General features: G+C 72.8%; 17 protein-coding genes and 1 pseudogene. 13 read left to right on the top strand and 5 right to left on the bottom strand.

All coding sequences use genetic code 11. The features are described from left to right. Positions 1–98 precede the first annotated feature (98 nt). Positions 99–1085: pseudogene (locus ACFPL3_RS42105) on the top strand (acetate/propionate family kinase); the annotation flags it as partial. Positions 1086–1181: 96 nt separating this feature from the next. Here the strand turns inward: ACFPL3_RS42105 and ACFPL3_RS42110 are convergent. Further along, positions 1182–2102, bottom strand: a complete 921-nt coding sequence (locus tag ACFPL3_RS42110) for an Rv1733c family protein (RefSeq protein WP_465269438.1) — start codon at positions 2100–2102, stop codon at positions 1182–1184. On the opposite strand from ACFPL3_RS42110, the gene ACFPL3_RS29950 reads away from it, so the two are divergent. The 5 genes from ACFPL3_RS29950 (at position 2042) to ACFPL3_RS29970 (ending at position 5322) form a co-directional block, all read left to right on the top strand. Continuing rightward, a complete protein-coding gene (locus ACFPL3_RS29950) occupies positions 2042–2737 on the top strand; it encodes a universal stress protein (RefSeq protein WP_343938585.1) in 696 nt (231 codons plus the stop codon). The genes ACFPL3_RS42110 and ACFPL3_RS29950 overlap by 61 nt on opposite strands. Positions 2738–2861: 124 nt before the next feature. Further along, a complete protein-coding gene (locus tag ACFPL3_RS29955; RefSeq protein ID WP_343938583.1) occupies positions 2862–3320 on the top strand; it encodes a pyridoxamine 5'-phosphate oxidase family protein in 459 nt (152 codons plus the stop codon). A 280-nt stretch (positions 3321–3600) separates the two neighbouring features. Beyond that, the gene (locus ACFPL3_RS29960) at positions 3601–4728 is read left to right on the top strand and encodes an inorganic phosphate transporter (RefSeq protein WP_343938581.1); all 1128 of its coding nucleotides are present in this window, start codon (positions 3601–3603) and stop codon (positions 4726–4728) included. 18 nt (positions 4729–4746) lie between these two features. Next, on the top strand, positions 4747–4983 hold the full coding sequence (locus tag ACFPL3_RS29965; RefSeq protein WP_343938579.1) for a hypothetical protein: 237 nt from the start codon (positions 4747–4749) through the stop codon (positions 4981–4983). A gap of 138 nt (positions 4984–5121) precedes the next feature. Further along, entirely contained in the window at positions 5122–5322 is a 201-nt protein-coding gene (locus ACFPL3_RS29970; protein WP_343938577.1) for a hypothetical protein, read from the top strand. A gap of 49 nt (positions 5323–5371) precedes the next feature. Here the strand turns inward: ACFPL3_RS29970 and ACFPL3_RS29975 are convergent, their stop codons facing one another. Together ACFPL3_RS29975 and ACFPL3_RS29980 are read right to left on the bottom strand one after the other, a co-directional pair. Continuing rightward, positions 5372–5947 carry a hypothetical protein gene (locus ACFPL3_RS29975; RefSeq protein ID WP_343938575.1) on the bottom strand — a complete coding sequence of 192 codons (576 nt, stop codon included), beginning with the start codon at positions 5945–5947 and terminating at the stop codon, positions 5372–5374. Positions 5948–6065: 118 nt separating this feature from the next. Further along, the gene (locus ACFPL3_RS29980) at positions 6066–6704 is read right to left on the bottom strand and encodes an Rv1733c family protein (RefSeq protein ID WP_425564150.1); all 639 of its coding nucleotides are present in this window, start codon (positions 6702–6704) and stop codon (positions 6066–6068) included. 236 nt (positions 6705–6940) lie between these two features. Here ACFPL3_RS29980 and ACFPL3_RS29985 point away from each other — a divergent pair, with 236 nt between their 5' ends. Together ACFPL3_RS29985 and ACFPL3_RS29990 are read left to right on the top strand one after the other, a co-directional pair. Next, the gene (locus ACFPL3_RS29985; RefSeq protein ID WP_343938571.1) at positions 6941–7210 is read left to right on the top strand and encodes an SHOCT domain-containing protein; all 270 of its coding nucleotides are present in this window, start codon (positions 6941–6943) and stop codon (positions 7208–7210) included. Positions 7211–7308: 98 nt separating this feature from the next. Next, positions 7309–7593, top strand: a complete 285-nt coding sequence (locus ACFPL3_RS29990; protein ID WP_343938569.1) for a hypothetical protein — start codon at positions 7309–7311, stop codon at positions 7591–7593. A gap of 25 nt (positions 7594–7618) precedes the next feature. Here the strand turns inward: ACFPL3_RS29990 and mgtA are convergent, their stop codons facing one another. After that, entirely contained in the window at positions 7619–11455 is a 3837-nt protein-coding gene (mgtA, locus tag ACFPL3_RS29995) for a magnesium-translocating P-type ATPase (RefSeq protein WP_379589778.1), read from the bottom strand. A gap of 337 nt (positions 11456–11792) precedes the next feature. Here mgtA and ACFPL3_RS30000 point away from each other — a divergent pair, with 337 nt between their 5' ends. Next, a complete protein-coding gene (locus tag ACFPL3_RS30000; protein ID WP_379589779.1) occupies positions 11793–12197 on the top strand; it encodes a hypothetical protein in 405 nt (134 codons plus the stop codon). Further along, entirely contained in the window at positions 12194–12676 is a 483-nt protein-coding gene (locus tag ACFPL3_RS30005; RefSeq protein WP_343938559.1) for a hypothetical protein, read from the top strand. The genes ACFPL3_RS30000 and ACFPL3_RS30005 overlap by 4 nt, the downstream gene beginning before the upstream one ends. 23 nt (positions 12677–12699) lie before the next feature. Here the strand turns inward: ACFPL3_RS30005 and ACFPL3_RS30010 are convergent, their stop codons facing one another. Beyond that, positions 12700–12837, bottom strand: a complete 138-nt coding sequence (locus ACFPL3_RS30010; protein ID WP_343938557.1) for a hypothetical protein — start codon at positions 12835–12837, stop codon at positions 12700–12702. Positions 12838–12999: 162 nt separating this feature from the next. Here ACFPL3_RS30010 and ACFPL3_RS30015 point away from each other — a divergent pair, with 162 nt between their 5' ends. Genes ACFPL3_RS30015 through ACFPL3_RS30025 form a run of 3 tightly spaced genes read left to right on the top strand, consistent with a single transcriptional unit; the run spans position 13000 to position 15795 of the window. Then, a complete protein-coding gene (locus tag ACFPL3_RS30015; RefSeq protein WP_343938555.1) occupies positions 13000–13458 on the top strand; it encodes a pyridoxamine 5'-phosphate oxidase family protein in 459 nt (152 codons plus the stop codon). Beyond that, positions 13445–14065, top strand: a complete 621-nt coding sequence (locus tag ACFPL3_RS30020; RefSeq protein ID WP_343938553.1) for a CBS domain-containing protein — start codon at positions 13445–13447, stop codon at positions 14063–14065. The genes ACFPL3_RS30015 and ACFPL3_RS30020 overlap by 14 nt, the downstream gene beginning before the upstream one ends. After that, on the top strand, positions 14062–15795 hold the full coding sequence (locus tag ACFPL3_RS30025; protein ID WP_343938551.1) for a SulP family inorganic anion transporter: 1734 nt from the start codon (positions 14062–14064) through the stop codon (positions 15793–15795). The genes ACFPL3_RS30020 and ACFPL3_RS30025 overlap by 4 nt, the downstream gene beginning before the upstream one ends. The last annotated feature ends 2 nt before the right edge of the window (positions 15796–15797 follow it).

Consider the following 15797-nt stretch of genomic DNA (forward strand, 5'->3'; position numbering starts at 1 on the left):
GTCTCACCGGTGACCGGGTACTGGTCGTTAACGCGGGCTCCAGCAGCCTGAAGCTCTCCGCCCTCACCCCGGACGGCACGGTGCACGCCGCCGCGGCGGTGGAGCGCTGGGAGGGGTGCACCCACCTCGGCCCGCTACGCCGGTTCCTCGACGAAGCCGGCGAGATCGGTGCGCTCGGGCACCGGGTGGTGCACGGCGGGGCCCGCTACCGCGCCCCGGCGCGCGTCGACGACGACCTGCTCGCCTACCTCGGCTCGATCCAGGACCTCGCGCCGCTGCACAACCCGCGCGCGGTCGCGGGGATCCGGGCGCTGCAGGAGCTGCTGCCGGGGGTGCCCGCGGTGGCGTGCTTCGACACGGCGTTCCACGCCACGCTGCCGGCAGAGGCGAGCACCTATGCGCTGCCGCGGGAGTGGAACGCGCGGTGGGGCCTGCGCCGCTACGGCTTCCACGGCCTCTCGCATTCCTACGCGACCGCGCGGGCCGCCGAGATCGTGGGCGCCGCGCTGCCGGACCTGCGGGTCGTGTCGTGCCACCTGGGCGCGGGGGCGTCGCTGGCGGCGGTGCGCGACGGCGTCAGCCTCGACACCACGATGGGCTTCACGCCGCTGGCCGGCCTGGTCATGGTCACCCGCTCCGGCGACGTCGATCCCGGCCTTCTGATGTGGCTGTTGCGGTACGGCGGTGTCGAGCCCCACGAGCTGAACGCGGCGCTGAAGAACCGGTCCGGCCTGAAAGGACTATCCGGGACGTCCGGGGACCTGCGCGACGTGCTCGCCGGGCGAGCGGAGGGGGACCCGGACTGCGCGCTCGCCTTCGACGTGTTCGTCCACCACCTGTGCCGGGAGGTCGCCGGGATGACCGCCGCGGCCAGGGGGCTGGACCTGCTCGTGATGACCGGCGGCGTCGGCGAGCACGCCCCGCTCGTGCGCGCGCGGGTGGCGTCCCGGCTGGCCTACCTCGGGGTGCGGGTCGACGCCGGCGTGAACGAGCGGACCACCGCCGACGGCGACATCAGCGCGGCGGACGCACCCGTCCGGACCGTGGTGGTCACCACGCGCGAGGACCTGGAGATCGCCCGCCGGACCGCCGCCCTGCTCGCCGCCGACCACGCGCCGGCCCGACGGCTCACGCGGGCAGCGACGGGGGGTGTCCCTCCTGGATCCCCCGCCGGGCACGGCTCAGAGGACGTTACGGCGCCACTGCGGCTCCACGTCGTCCCACTCGTGCTCCCACCGCCGGGCGTTCACGAGACCGATCGCCCGGCGCACCCCCAGCCACGCCGCGACCAGCAGCGTGCCGCCGGCACACAGCACCCCGAACGCGGCGACGAGGCCGCCGACCGCGGCGTTCAGGGCGCTGCCCGGGCGGGACGTCACCTCGCCCGCGGCGTCGATCCACACATCGATCTCCGTACCCGCCGGCGCCGACCGCTGGACCAGCACGGGTCCCGTGTGCTCGCGGCCGTCGCGATCGATCCAGCGCGCCGGCACCCGTTCCGGCATCCGCTCACCGACCTCGCTGAGCGTCACCGTCGCGTCCTCGAGCAACACGGCGCGCACCTGCGACCTCGACGCCTGCTGCAGTTCGGCCTGCTCGGCCTCGTGGCCGTACGTGGCGAACTCCGTCACCCCGGCGACCACGACCAGCAGCAATGCCACCACCGTCAGGACCCAGGCGACCACGTCCTCGACCCGGTCCGTACCACGCCGGGGCGACCGGCCCGCCGCGGGCGCAGCCACCCCGGCGCACGAGCGCGTCGCCGACGCGTACAACGGTCCCGGGCGCGCGGACGCCGCGTAAGCGCCCGGAAGCCCCGATGCCAGGAGGCGAGAGTCCTTCCCGTCCGGGACCACCGCCGCTGGCCGCGGTGGCGTCCCCGGGGGGATCGTCGACGGCGAACCGGAGCCCACCGGGTGCCCGACGATCCTCTCTCGCAGCTGCGCGTGGTGGGGCGGGCGCCGACCGCGCGCCGTCCGATCGAGCGGACGGTCGAGCGTGCCCGGGCCCGAGCCCCGGGGAAGGAGAGGTGATCGCGGCGATGACCAGGACGACGACCACGGCGACGACGCTCCGGCCGGTTCCGGCGGCCGCCGGTCCACGGACGGGGCGAGCGCTCGTCGTGATCGGCGACGAGGTCCCGGACTGGGTACTGCGGTGGTGCACCCGCATCGCACGGGAGGTGCGCCACCGTCCCGTTCCCGGCCGTCCGGCGGAGCCGGTGTCCACCGAGCGCGTCCGCGCGATCGCGGACATCGCCGCCGGCGCGGCCCGTCGCGGGAACCCGGTGCTGGCCCTGCCATCGCAACCGCAGGCGCGCAGCACCCCACCCCGGGTCGTCGCCGCGGTGCGGCAGCTCCCGGACGACGCACCGGCGCTCACCGACGCCGCGGCGTGCGCCGGGCACATGGGAGCTGACCTCGTCGTCGCGCACGGGCTCCCCGTCTCCTTAGGCGAGCGCAGCATCGGCCTCGACGCCGCCGTCCAGGACGCCGCACGGCTGCTCGACGCCGCCGTCGCGGCCGCGGTGGAGAGCGAGCCCGGCCTCGCCGTGCGAGCGTGGCTCGCGCGCGTCCGGCCCCACGAGCTGGTCGGCGAGCAGCTCGACGCCGACCTGCTCGTACTGGGCGGCCCGCGGCTCGGCCGCTCCGGTCCGCTCGGGCTCGTGGCACGCAGCGCCCTGTTCCACGCCCCGTGCCCCGTCCTGCTCATTCCTCGACCGCCTCGGCCGGCGTGACGAGCGCGATCACGACCAGGTGTCGAGCGGTCCGGCCGTGGCCACCCGGGCCGAGCTCGAAGCCGCGATGACACGCCGCCACCGGTACGGAACCGTCGTGGTGGTGTCCACCAGGGAGACCCCGATGACAGACCACGAGCGCGAGGCCGAGCTGCAGGTGCTCACCTCCGACGAGTGCTACCGCCTGCTCGCCACCCAGCAGATCGGGCGGCTCGGCGTCAACGCCGAGCACTACCCGCTGATCTTCCCTGTGAACTACGCGCTCGAGCACGACGTGATCGTGCTGCGGATGGCACCCGGGACGAAGCTCACCGCCGCACAGCACGCCAACGTCGCCTTCGAGGTCGACGAGATCGACCAGCGCACCCGCTCCGGGTGGAGCGTGCTCGTGCGCGGACTCGCCGAGGAGATCACGCCGGCCCATCGCGCCGAGCTGGTCGCCCGCACCGAAGGCACCGGCCTGACCACGTGGGCCCCCGGCGAGCACGGGCACTGGGTGCGGCTCATCCCGCAGGGCATCAGCGGCCGGCGCATCGTCCCCGGCCGGCTGCCGCAGCCGTTCGAGGACGCGGCATACCCCTGATCCCCGGAGGCCGCCGGGTCCGGCTCATCGCGGTCCCCCGGACCGGCTGCTCGTGCTCGAGGGCATCGACGTCGCCGCCGGGCTCCTGGGCCGCGGACACCGATCGACCGACCTGGACCCGAAGGACCTTCGGCCGGGGGATCCGGGCGGCACAGCCCTACTTCTTGCAGCACGCAATGGGCACCGTGTGACCAACGGGGGGCGATATCGGCAACGGCCAACAGGCCGATGACACCACCACCGGTCGAGTTCCTCGCCAGCCGAGCGAAGGGCCCAGCACATGGACGCCGTGGTGATCGTCGTGGTCGTCGTCGCGACCGCTCTCGTCTTCGACTACACCAACGGGTTCCATGACACGGCCAACGCGATGGCCACCTCGATCGCGACGGGGGCACTGCGCCCCAAACTCGCCGTCACGATCGCCGGGGCCCTGAACCTGGCCGGGGCCTTCCTGTCGGTCGAGGTGGCCAAAACGATCTCGGGCGGGTTGGTCGACGAAACGCTCATCAACCCGGTTGTGATCTTCGCGGGGCTGGTCGGGGCGATCCTGTGGAACCTGGTCACGTGGTTCTTCGGGCTCCCCTCGAGCTCGTCGCACGCACTGTTCGGAGGGCTGATCGGTGCGACCTGGGTGGCCGGTGGGAACGACGCGATCCGTTTCGGCGCGTTGCTGAACAAGGTCATCCTGCCCGCCGCGCTGTCCCCGGTGGTCGCCGCCCTGATCGCGATGACCGTGACCTACCTGGCTTTCCGGGTCGCCGCCCGGGCCGATCGCGGCGTCGTCAGCCGGGGCTTCAAGGTGGGGCAGACCGTATCGGCCTCGATGGTCGCTCTGGCCCACGGCACCAACGACGCCCAGAAGACCATGGGGGTGATCACGTTGACCCTGATCACCGCGGGCATGCTCGCTCCGGGCTCGGCACCGCCGTTCTGGGTCGTCCTCTCGGCGGGCCTGGCGATCGCGATCGGCACCTACATGGGTGGCTGGAGGATCATCCGGACGCTCGGCACCCGCGTCAGCGACATCCACCCCGTTCAGGGATTCACCGCCGAGACGACCAGCACCGCGGTCATCCTGACCTCGACGCACCTCGGGCTGCCGCTGTCGACCACGCAAGTGTGCACGGGCTCGATCTTCGGGGCGGGGGCGGGCCGCCGGCTGGCGTCGGTGCACTGGGGGGTGGCCGGGCGGATCGTGCTGGCCTGGAGCTTCACCCTGCCGGCGGCGGCGGTCGTGGGCGCGGCGGCCTCGTGGCTGGCCGCGACCGGCACCGTGGGCCTGATCGTCGTCGCGCTGGGCGGATCGGCCGTGGCCTCGGGGATCTACGCCGCGTCGCGTCAGAGCGCGGTCTCCGCGTCCAACGTCAACGACGTGCCACGGCCACCTGCCGCCGACATCGCTGCCTGACCGGAGGGGACTCGTACCGTGCAGATCGACTGGGCGATCCTGGCCGTGGTCGCGGTCGTCGCCGCCGCCGCCGCCGTCACCGTCGTGCTGCTCGTCGCGTTCGCGCTCGTCGGGCTGTCGGCGGGCGCCGAACGGCGGGTGAGGGGCGACGGCGTCGCGTTCCGCGCCCGCGGCACCGGCACGGCGCTCGCGGTGCTGTGCCTGCTCGCCGCCGGGCTCATCGTCGGCTACGGGCTGTTCCTGATCATCTTCTGAGCGCGTCACTGCGGCCATGGGCCGACCGAGCAGATCGCGGCAGGAGGAGCCGAGCGGCCCGCGCGACCAGGGCCTTCCCGCCCTTTCCGGCCGCCTCCCCCGGCCCGATCGTGTCGGCCAAGGGGCGAGGAGGACGTGATGAGGGATACCGCCACCCAGGATCGCCGGGCGACGGATCGAGAGCTTCCGGGCGAACGGGCCGGACGGAGCGAGGTTCCCGACCCGCCCGGGAACGACGTCGAACGCGCGCTCGCCGCGCTGTACGGGGATGACGACGACGTCGGCGAGCCCCCCCGGGATCGAGGACGCGAAGCCATTGAAGGGCTGATCGCGAGGTAGCCCGCGCGCGCCGAACGGCAGTCCGGCGTCGCGGGCATCCCTTCCGGTTCTAGAGCAGCCACGGGTTCTGCTCGACGGCCGGCAGCTCGGCCCACCGCTTGCCGAAGCCCCACGTGTTGCCGGCGTAGCAGGCTGCGAGGACGATCAGCACGAGGGCGTAGACGATGTGGTAGTCGATGATCGGGTTGGTCGACATCGACGGCTCACCGGCCTCGGTGAACCGAGCGAGCGGCCATTCCGCCGCCCACATCAGAAGCAGCTGGACGGTGCCGGCGACGGCGGCGATCCGCAGGCCCACTCCGAGCATGACGGCAAGGCCGATGCCGAGCAGCCCGAGCATGAACAGCCAGTCCGCCCAGGGCGCCCGGGCCAGCGACCGGAAGGCCCCCGCGAACGGTCCGACGTCGACACCGCTCAGGAAGCCCTTCGTCGGTGAGCCATCGTTGATCCAGGCTCGCTCCGGTGCGGTCGCGTAATCGAGGCCGAACGTCTTGTCCAGGAACGGCCACAGGAACAGGTACCCGGTCACGATCCGCAGCACCGCGAGCAGCCGGCGCGCGGTGGTGGTCATGACGGTGCCGGGCCGGGGCGCGGTGTCCCCGCCGTCGCGCGGGGACGGCTGCATGTCGTGAGTCGAATCGTTGCGAACGGACATCTTTTCTCCCCTGTAGACGATGACTTCGAGTCGGCTACGGCCCAGGCCCGTCGGTGGCGGCCGGGCAACGCGTCAGCCCCGCGCGGCGTCAGCGCAGGCGGTCGCTCCATTCCGGGCCCACCCGTTCCCACTCCCGCCCCCAACGGCGGGCGTTGCAGGCAGCGGTCAGGAAGCGCACGCCGTACCACGCCATGCCGAGGACGACACCGCCCCCGAGCAGCAGCCCCGTAGCGGTGACGAACCCGGCGATCACGGCGTTCTCCCGCCCCGGTGCTGTCGTGGAGGCATCACCGTTGGGGCCGACCCACACCTCGACCGCGGTGCCGGCCGGAGCCGGGTGCCTGACCGGGATCCTGCCGGTGTGCTCGACGCCGTCCGGGTCCACCCACTCGGCATCGACGCGTACCGCCGGCCGGACGCCCGCTTCACCCGACGTGTCGGGCACCGCGTCCTCCAGCAGCACGGCCCGCGTCTGGATCATCGTGCTCGCCGACTCGACGCTCCCGTCGTAGACGGCAATACCGGTCCACCACGCGACGACGAGGACGACGAGCCCCACCACCATCAGGAACCAGGCGACGGCGTCCTCCACCCGATCGGTCGCTCGTCGCGGCGACCGGCGACCATCCGGCGGCGAGTCGGGATTTCGGGACACCGCGACCCACCCCCTCCCTGCTGACGACCGACGCACGACCCGGCGTCCTTCCGGAACCGGCCGCCCGAGCATCGCGCCGAGCACGGTCGGCAGTGCACCGGCGGTCGGCCCTGATCTTCAGGACCTTCGTCACGGGGCGCCGGGGAGGAAGAGCCGGCTGGCCGGCTTCCCCGCAGGACCTGTGGGAATCAGCGCCCGGCCGACCGGTCCACGCGAGGACTTCCGGCGACGGAGGTCGGGACCATCGCCCACAGCCCGGACCCACCCGGACGACGACGATCCGGGCGTCGACCCGAGGAGGGATCGAAATGATGTGGTGGTACGGCCCCGGGATGAACGGCTGGGGCGTCACGTTCATGACCATCGGAACGATCCTGTTCCTGGCTCTGATCATCTTCGGGGTGATCGCCTTCGCCCGCGTCCTCCGGACGACCGGCGACCGTCCGGCGCAGGAGCGGCGGCCCGCTCCCGAAGAGCTGCTGGCCGAGCGGTTCGCCCGCGGGGAGATCACCGAGCAGGAGTACCGGCAGGGCCTGGACACGTTGCGCAGCGTCCGCCGCCCGGTGATCAAGTCCTGAACGCCGGCGGATCCAGCGGGGAAGGGCGCCAGGACGATGGACCAACCGCAGCGCTCGGCGGGCCTGCACCGCCGTCGCCGCACCCGTGGCTGCCGTCCGTGAGCGGTCGTCGCGGACTCGGTCTCCTCGTGATCGGGGTCGGGATCCTGCTGCTCGCAGCGTGCGCGGCGGGCCCGCCCCCGGTCTCCGACGCTCCCGCCGCGCCGGGGTTCCTCACCGGCTTCTGGCACGGCCTGATCCTTCCCGTCACGTTCGTGGTGTCGCTGTTCGACGACGGCGTCGGCGTGTACGAGACCCACAACAGCGGGCACCTGTACGACCTCGGGTTCGTGCTGGGCGCGGGTGGCCTCGCCCTGCCCGGGATCTTCGCGCGGCGGGGATGACGACCGACTGTGGCGTCGGGGAGGGTCACGCCGTGAGCGGGAAGCGGCGTTTGGCCAGCTCGTTGGCGGCGACGTACAACATCGTGAGCGCTGCGAGAGCGCCGAGCAGGAGCGCGGGCGGCGGCTCCAGTCCGAGGGGGGCCGCGAGCGAGGTGTAGGGCAGGGCGACGGTGACCACGACGATCGCGGCGCTCGTGACCAGCAGGGCCCGACCGGGGCGGCTGCGGTAGAAGGGCTTGGCGGTGCGCAGGACGAGCATGACCGCCAGCTCGGTGGCGGTGGACTCGATGAACCAGCCGGTGTGGAACAGCTGCTCGTCGGCGCCGAAGCCCATCCGCAGGGTGACGAAGGTCGCGACGTCGAAGGTCGTGCTGAGCAGGCCGAACACCACCATGAAGTTCCGGATCCCGGCGATGTCCCACGCGCTGGGCCTGCGCAGCTGCTCCGCGTCGACGGAGTCTCCGGCGATGGTGGTGGCGGGGATGTCGGAGAGGAAGTTCAGGAGCAGGATCTGCCGGGGCAGCATCGGCAGGAATGGCAGGAAGGCCGCGGCGGCCGCCATCGAGAGCACGTTGCCGAAGTTGGCGCTGATGGTGACCCGCACGTACTTCAGGGTGTTGGCGAAGGTACGGCGGCCGAGCCGCACGCCGTCGGCGATGACGGCGAGGTTCTTGTCCAGGAGCACGATCGCGGCGGCCTGCTTGGCGACGTCCGCGGCGTTGTCGACGGAGATCCCGACGTCCGCGGCGTGGAGCGCGGGAGCGTCGTTGATGCCGTCGCCGAGGAAGCCGACGGTGGTACCGCCCCCCCGGAACGCGGCGACGAGCCGCCGCTTGTGCAGCGGCTGGACCTCGGCGAACACGGCCGTGCCCGCGGCCAGCGCGGCGAGCCCGGCGTCATCGAGGGCGTCGATCTCGGCGCCGGTGACGACGGGGCCCGGCAGGCCGACCTGGCGGGCGACGTGCTCGGCGGCCAACCGGTTGTCACCGGTGATCAGCCGTACCGAGATGCCGAGCCCGGCGAGGTCGGCGATGGCCTCTGCCGCCCCCTCCTTGGCCGGGTCGTGGAACGCGAGCAGTCCGGCCAGCGTCATGCCCGCCTCGTCGTCGACGGTCGCCGTCGTGCGGCCGGGCAGCGGCTTCACCGCAACGCCGAGCACCCGGTAACCATCGGCGCTCAGCTCCGCGAACCGGCGGCGCACCTCGTCCTCGACCACGTGGAGCGGACGGCCGCCGTCTGCGGTGGTGCACACGGCGAGGACACCCTCCAACGCGCCCTTGGTCACCAGCAGCGCACCGTCGTCGTCCCGGACCAGCACGGACAGCCGCTTGCGGTGGAAGTCGTACGGGACTTCGCCGAGCAGCAGCCCCGGGTCCGGTCGTGGTGCGCCGGACAGCACCGCCGCGTCGAGCGGGTTGGGGTAACCGCGCTGCAGGCCCGCGTTCAGCCGGGCGAGGTGGAGCACGTGCGGGCTGCGGCGTCCGTCGGGGTCGTAGGCGTCGTCCAGCCGGACCGCACCGGCGGTGAGGGTGCCCGTCTTGTCGGTGCACAGGACGGTCATCGTGCCGAAGTCCTCGATGGCGTCCAGGCGCTTGACGATCACCCGTTCGGCGGCCATGCGCCGGGCACCGATGGACAGGCTCACCGCCACGATCGCCGGCAACAGCTGCGGGGTGAGGCCGACGGCCAGCGCCAAGGAGAAGAGCACCGACACGATCAGCGGCCGATCCAGGACCAGGTTCACCACGAAGATGGCGCTGACGAGCACGATCATCGCCCGGACGAGCAGCAGCCCGAAGCGAGTCAGCCCGCGCTCGAACCCGGTGACCACGTCCTGGCCGGCCAGGTCGGTGGCCAGCGCCCCGAACCGGGTGTCGGGCCCGGTCCGCGACACGCACGCGGTCGCGGTGCCGCTGGCGACGTTGGTCCCGGCGAACAACTCCGCGGCGGCGGCCTTCTCCACGGGGAACGGCTCCCCGGTCAGCACCGACTCGTCGACGAGCAGGTCGTGCGCGTTCAGGACGGTGGCGTCGGCGGGCACGATGTCGCCCGCCCGCAGCACCACCACGTCCGCGGGCACGATGCTCTCCGCCGGCACGGAGATCTCCCGTCCGTCGCGGAGCACCTCGACCTCGACCCGGACCCGGACGAGCAGCGCGTCGATCGTCCGGCCCGCCGAGTGCTCCTGCCAGAACCCGAGCGCGCCGCTCGCGGCGATGATGACGAGGATGATCAGGCCGTCCGCCAGGTCACCGACCAGCATGGACAGCACGGTCGCGACGATCAGGATCATAACCGTCGGGCCGGTGAACTGCGCCAGCAACAGCCGCAGCCCCCGGTGACCGCGGGGCAGGACGACGCGGTTGGGACCGTACGCGGCCAGCCGTCGCTCCGCCTCCGCGCCGGACAGGCCCGCCTCCGGGCGGCCGGGCGCGACGACGGGGGCGGCCGCCGGGGCGCGCCGCCGCAGCGCGGCGCGCAGGTCGGGCATGATCGGGGTACCGGGCCGGTCGTCGAGACGGCGCAGCGCGACCCACGCGGCCGCCACCGTGGCCACGCCGGCGACGAACAGGAGCACACGGGACGTCGAGACGGGGAACGCGAACCCTCCGAGCCCCAGCAGGTACGAGCCGCCGATGCCGGCCAGCGCACTGGACAAGGAGATGCCGAGCAGCAGCACGATCCGGATGCCGGTGAGCACGACGGCGAACACCCGGCCGCGCATCTCGTCGCCCACCCCGGCGCCCAGCAGCGTCTCGCCGACCAGCAGTGACATGCCGGCCGCCGCCCCCACCGCGAAAACGCACGGGAGGGCGACGGCGAGGTGCTGCACGAGGGAGAGAGCGATCACCGCGAGCCCGCCGAACCCGACGGAGAGGGCGAACCAGCGCCGCCGCGAGAGGTCGTGCACCAGGCTGGGACCGCCCACGACGCCCGCCGAGAGGCCGAGGAACAGCAGGGCGAACAGCAGGTAGAACGTCGCGTCGCCACCGCCGCCGAGCGCCTGCGCGTAGAAGTGCGCGGTGCCGATGATGACACCGGCACCGGCAAAGGCCGCCAGGATCCCTGAGAGGAGCCCGCGCACGAGCGTGGTGCGCCGGACGTAGCCCAGCCCGTCGAGCAGCTCGACCAGCATGCTCGGGCGGGCGGCTCGTTCGGTGGGGCGGGATCGCCCGCTGATCTCGCGGATCCCGAAGTGCACCACCGCCGCATTGGCGAGGAAGGTCAGCGCGTTGAGGTACAGCGCGATGTCTGCGGGGTCCGCCCACCCCTGCGTCCTCGCGCCGAACATCGCCGCGGCCGCGAGGTCCAGCCCCGCGATGATCAGGGCGCCCAGCACCGGGGTCAGCCCGAAGGAGGTGGCCAGCCCGAGCTGGTTCGCCACCTCCAGCCTGTTGCGGGGCAGCAGGTTCGGCAGAGCCGCCTCCTTCGTCGGCGACCACACCATGCCCACCGCCTCGACGGTGAACACCGCCGCGGCCGCCCAGCCGACGACTACAGCCGGCGTGTCGACGACCAGCCCGACGAGCGGGATCGAGGCGTACAACGCGAACCGCAGCAGGTCGCAGACCACCAGCGTGCGGCGGCGGTCGAACCGGTCAGCCAGCACCCCGGCCACCGGGCCGAGCACCAGCGCCGGCAGCAGCCGTACCGCGATCACACCGCCGAACGCGAACCCGCTGGCCGACCCGCCCACCTGGCCCGCCGCGAACGTCGAGGTGGCCAGCAGACCCATCCAGTCGCCCACCGACGAGATCCCGAGCACGAGCCACAACCGCCGGAACGGCCGGACCTCGAGCACTTCGCGGATCCGCGCCAGCTCGCCGCGCGTGAAGCGGGGCCGGGACGAGGCTGGCGACACGAACACAGCGCACCAACCACGCCGGGATCACGCCAGGGGACATACGCACGTAGAGGCGAGGACCTTGGTCGCAGCACCCGGGTGGCAGTCCCGCACCTGGCGTTCGACCCGCGGGGATCGTCGACCACCTCGCCGGGGCGTCGAACGACATCCGAACACAGGAGCGCCCCTCACCCGACCCGGTGGTCGAGCGGGACAGGACGATCATCGACACGCGGTTCGTCGGATTTCGCCGTGTTCGCGTGGGAAGCGGCACTGGTCCTCAGCGTCGCCACAGGCCGTGTCGGGATTCTGTTCCTGCGTCGTGAACACGACACCTCCCGAACAGGAGATCCCGATGATCCTCGGTCCGACTCGACTGGCCGCCGCATGTGCAGCCGGCGTCCTCGCCCTCGGCCTGGCCGGCTGCGGTGGCTCGACGAGCGCTCCGAGCGCCACCGCCCCTTCCGCGCCGGCGACCGGCTCCAGCACCAGCTCGCCCTCCTCGACGACCGACGAGTCCACCGCCGCGGCCGCGCCCGCCGTGTCGAAGGTGTCGGCGAACACGGCCTCGGAGGACGAGATCGCCGGCGCGTTGGAGAGCGCAGGTGTCAGCAACCCCGAACGCTGGGCCGAGGAGGTCGTCGAGTATCGCCCGTACCCCGCCGACGACCCGGACCTCGGCAAGCTCCGGGAGAAGCTCGCCAAGTACAACCCGGGGCAGGAAACGACCGACAAGATCGTTTCCGCGCTCGAGCCGTGAGCCACCCGCTCGAGCCCGAGCGCGCGCCCGTCATGATCCTCGTTCGGCGTTGTCTCATCGCGTTGACCGTGATCGGCATCCTCGCCACCGCGTTCGAGCTGGCGAGTGAAAGGCACTGGAACGGCCTCGAGCAGTTGGTCCCGTGGCTGGCGCTGGCCGTGCTCGTCCTCGCCACGACGCTCTTCCTGCTGCCGCCCGGCCGGCGCACGGTGATCATCCAGGTGCTCGCGGTCGTAGTTCTCGGCGCCTCGCTGTACGGCGTCGTCGACCATGTGCTGGCCAACTTCCACGCGGGGGAGCTCGACCAACGCTTCGCCGACACCTGGGACTCCCTGCCACTGGTCGAGAGAGGCTGGTACGCGGTCACCAAGACGGTTGGGCCGGCTCCGACACTCGCGCCGGGCGTACTCGGCCAGACGGCCCTGCTCCTGCTCCTCGCCACGATGTGCACCGGACGCCGCGTCCCCACCACCGCGTGAGGGGCGCCGGGTCCTACGGATCATCACCGGACCAGCAGCCTCCGGATCGGGACGAGGACCCGGGTCCGGCCGGCGGTGAGGTCGTACGGCTCCGCCGCGGCCGCCTGCCCCGGCAGGGGCCCGACGGCCGCGTCATGCGGGCCCTCCGGCCGGGGCAGCATTCGCCGTTCCTCGCGACGCTGCCCCGAGCCCGAGGGAGAGGACCGAATGCCATGGGACACCCGGGCAGCCGGCGCCACCCGCACGCTGAGGACCTTCGACTCTGCCGACGCGCCGTATCTAAGCGGATCGTCGACGACTCGACACACATGTCGGAGGCCGCAGTGACAGCCGCAGATCTGGCGGCGATCGTCGACGTGACGGAGCTCGACAAGGCCGAGTGCCTCAGCCTGCTCCCCAGGAAGACGATCGGCCGCATCGTCTTCACCGATGCTGCCCTTCCGGCGGCTCAGCCGGTGACCTACTTCCTCGACGACGAGGAGGTCGTCTTCCGCACGGCAGGCGAGGGCAAGCTGGCCGCGGCCATCCGCGGCGTCGTAGTGGCCTTCGAGGTCGACGAGTTCGACACCACCACGCGCACGGGGTGGTCGGTGCTCGGCGTCGGTCAGGCGTACGAGGTGCTCGCCCCCGGCCGCCTCGCCGAGCTGGCGGAGCGGATGCCGGCTCCCTGGGCGCCGGGCCGCACCGCCCACACGATCGCCGTGCCACTGCAACGACTGACCGGTCGGCTGCTGGCCATGGGGCCGACAGTGCCCGCGGAGGCGGATCATGAGGGCGCGTGACCTGATGACCAGCCCGGTCGTGACGGTCGGCCCGGATGCCGCCGTCAAGGAGGCCGCACGGCTGCTGGTCGACCACGGGTTCGCCGTGCTCCCGGTCGTCGACGCCGACGACCGGCTGCTCGGCGTGGTCACCGAGGCCGACCTGCTGCGCAACCGGCTGCTGCTCGACCCGCGCGGCCTGATCCACGATCCGCCACCCGAGCCCACCGCGCCGGCACCTCCCACGGTTGCCGGCGTGATGACCACCGATGTCCTCACCGCCGTTCCCGACACGCACACCGCGGAGCTCGGCAGGTTGATGGTGGACCGGCACCTGCGCGCCGTTCCCGTGGTGGACGGCGACCGCCTGGTCGGCATCGTGAGCCGGGTCGACGTGCTGCGCACCATCGCCCGCGACGACGACACGATCGCCCGCGACGTGCTCGGACACCTGTCGGCGGCCGGACGACGCCGCTGGCAGGTTTCGGTGACCGACGGCGTCGTCACGCTCACGAGCGAAGGAGTCGACGACACCGACCGGCACATCGCGGCCGTCGTGGCCGGATGCGCCCCCGGCGTCGTCGACGTCCACATCCGCGACGGGGTCCCTCCCTCCGCAGGTCGATGAAGTGGGGCATCGCCCGGTTCACCCGCGGCTCGGCCCGGCTCGGCGCCGGCCTGCGGCCGGGGCTCACCGCGCTGCGCCGACATGATCTCGGCGCCGTGCGCGGGGACACCGTGGCCGGGCTCACCGTCGCCGCGTACCTGGTGCCGCAGGTCCTGGCGTACGCGCAGGTCGCAGGCCTCACGCCGGTGGCGGGCCTGTGGGCCTCGACGGCCGCGCTGGCCGCCTACGCCGTCTTCGGGTCGTCCCGCCAGCTCTCGGTCGGGCCCGAGTCCACGACCGCCTTGATGACCGCGATCGCCATCGCCCCGCTCGCCGCAGGCGACCCGCACCGCTATGCGGTACTCGCCGCGGCGACCGCGCTCCTCGTGGGCGGTGTCTGTCTGCTCGGCTGGGTTGCCCGGCTGGGGTTCCTCGCCGACCTCCTCTCGCGCCCGGTCCTGGTCGGTTACCTGACCGGTATCTCGTTGATCATGATCGCCAGCCAGCTCGAGAACGTGACCGGGGTCCACACCACCGGCGGCACCTTCTTCGGGCCGGTGGCGTCCTTCGTGCGCGGCCTGGGCGGAGCGCACCTGCCGACCCTGCTGCTGTCAGCGGCCGTGCTCGCGTTCCTGCTGATCGTCTCCGTGCTGGTCCCGCGCGCCCCCGGGCCGCTGCTGGCGGTACTGCTGGCCGCCGCGTCGACGGCGCTGTTCGCGCTGGACCGGCTCGGCGTGCGGACCGTCGGGGCGGTCGCGCCGGGGCTCCCCGCACCCGAGCTGCCCGCCGTGACCGCCGGAGATCTGGCCCAGCTGATCCTCCCCGCGGTCGGGGTGACGATCGTCGCCTACTCCGACAACGTCATCACCGGACGCGCGTTCGCCGCGCGGAGGGGCGAGGACCTCGACGCCGACCAGGAGATGCTCGCGCTCGGGGTCGCGAACGCGGCCTCCGGCGTCATACACGGGTTCCCGGTCAGCAGCAGCGGCACGCGCACCGTGATCAACGACGCCATGGGCGGCCGCAGCCAGCTGAGCTCCCTGGTGACGCTGATCGCGGTGGTCGCCGTGCTCGTCGCCGCCGGGCCGGTGCTGTCAGCGTTCCCGATGGCCGCGCTCGGCGCACTCGTCGTCTACGCCGCTGTGCGCCTGATCGACGTCGCCGAGTTCCGACGGTTCGCCCGCTTCCGCCACTCCGAGCTCGCGATCGCACTCGCCACCACGGTGGCCGTGCTGGCCGTCGGTGTGCTGAACGGGGTGCTCGTCGCGGTGGGGATCTCGATCCTCGACCTGCTGCGCAAGGTCTCGCGCCCGCACGACGGCATCCTGGGGTTCGTTCCCGGTCTCGCCGGGATGCACGACGTGGACGACTACCCGGACGCCACCACGGAGCCCGGGCTCGTCGTCTACCGGTACGACGCGCCCCTGTGCTTCGCCAACGCCGAGAACTTCCGGCGCCGGGCCCTCGCCGCCCTCGACGCGGCCGACCCACCGGCCCGGTGGCTGCTGCTCAACACCGAAGCCATCGTCGAGCTGGACATCACCGCGGCCGACACGCTGCACACGCTGTGCGACGAGCTCGACCGCCGCGGCGTCGTGCCGGCGCTGGCGCGCGTCAAGCAGGACCTCCTGGTGTACCTGGACGACAGCGGCCTGCGCGAGCGGATCGGCGACGACCGGATCTTCCCGACGCTCCCGACCGCGGTCGCCGGCTTCCGAGCGAGCACCGGGACGCCCACCGACCCGCCGTGACC

Origin of the sequence: Pseudonocardia zijingensis (genome assembly GCF_042657305.1) — a bacterium.
In the GTDB taxonomy this organism is placed as follows: domain Bacteria; phylum Actinomycetota; class Actinomycetes; order Mycobacteriales; family Pseudonocardiaceae; genus Pseudonocardia; species Pseudonocardia zijingensis.

Coding starts and splice junctions, on each gene's coding strand:
- ACFPL3_RS29950 (WP_343938585.1), top strand. CDS start 2,042: ATGACCAGGACGACGACCACGGCGACGACGCTCCGGCCGGTTCCGGCG.
- ACFPL3_RS29955 (WP_343938583.1), top strand. CDS start 2,862: ATGACAGACCACGAGCGCGAGGCCGAGCTGCAGGTGCTCACCTCCGAC.
- ACFPL3_RS29960 (WP_343938581.1), top strand. CDS start 3,601: ATGGACGCCGTGGTGATCGTCGTGGTCGTCGTCGCGACCGCTCTCGTC.
- ACFPL3_RS29970 (WP_343938577.1), top strand. CDS start 5,122: ATGAGGGATACCGCCACCCAGGATCGCCGGGCGACGGATCGAGAGCTT.
- ACFPL3_RS29975 (WP_343938575.1), bottom strand. CDS start 5,947: ATGCAGCCGTCCCCGCGCGACGGCGGGGACACCGCGCCCCGGCCCGGC.
- ACFPL3_RS29980 (WP_425564150.1), bottom strand. CDS start 6,704: ATGCTCGGGCGGCCGGTTCCGGAAGGACGCCGGGTCGTGCGTCGGTCG.
- ACFPL3_RS29985 (WP_343938571.1), top strand. CDS start 6,941: ATGATGTGGTGGTACGGCCCCGGGATGAACGGCTGGGGCGTCACGTTC.
- ACFPL3_RS30000 (WP_379589779.1), top strand. CDS start 11,793: ATGATCCTCGGTCCGACTCGACTGGCCGCCGCATGTGCAGCCGGCGTC.
- ACFPL3_RS30010 (WP_343938557.1), bottom strand. CDS start 12,837: ATGCTGCCCCGGCCGGAGGGCCCGCATGACGCGGCCGTCGGGCCCCTG.
- ACFPL3_RS30020 (WP_343938553.1), top strand. CDS start 13,445: ATGAGGGCGCGTGACCTGATGACCAGCCCGGTCGTGACGGTCGGCCCG.
- ACFPL3_RS30025 (WP_343938551.1), top strand. CDS start 14,062: ATGAAGTGGGGCATCGCCCGGTTCACCCGCGGCTCGGCCCGGCTCGGC.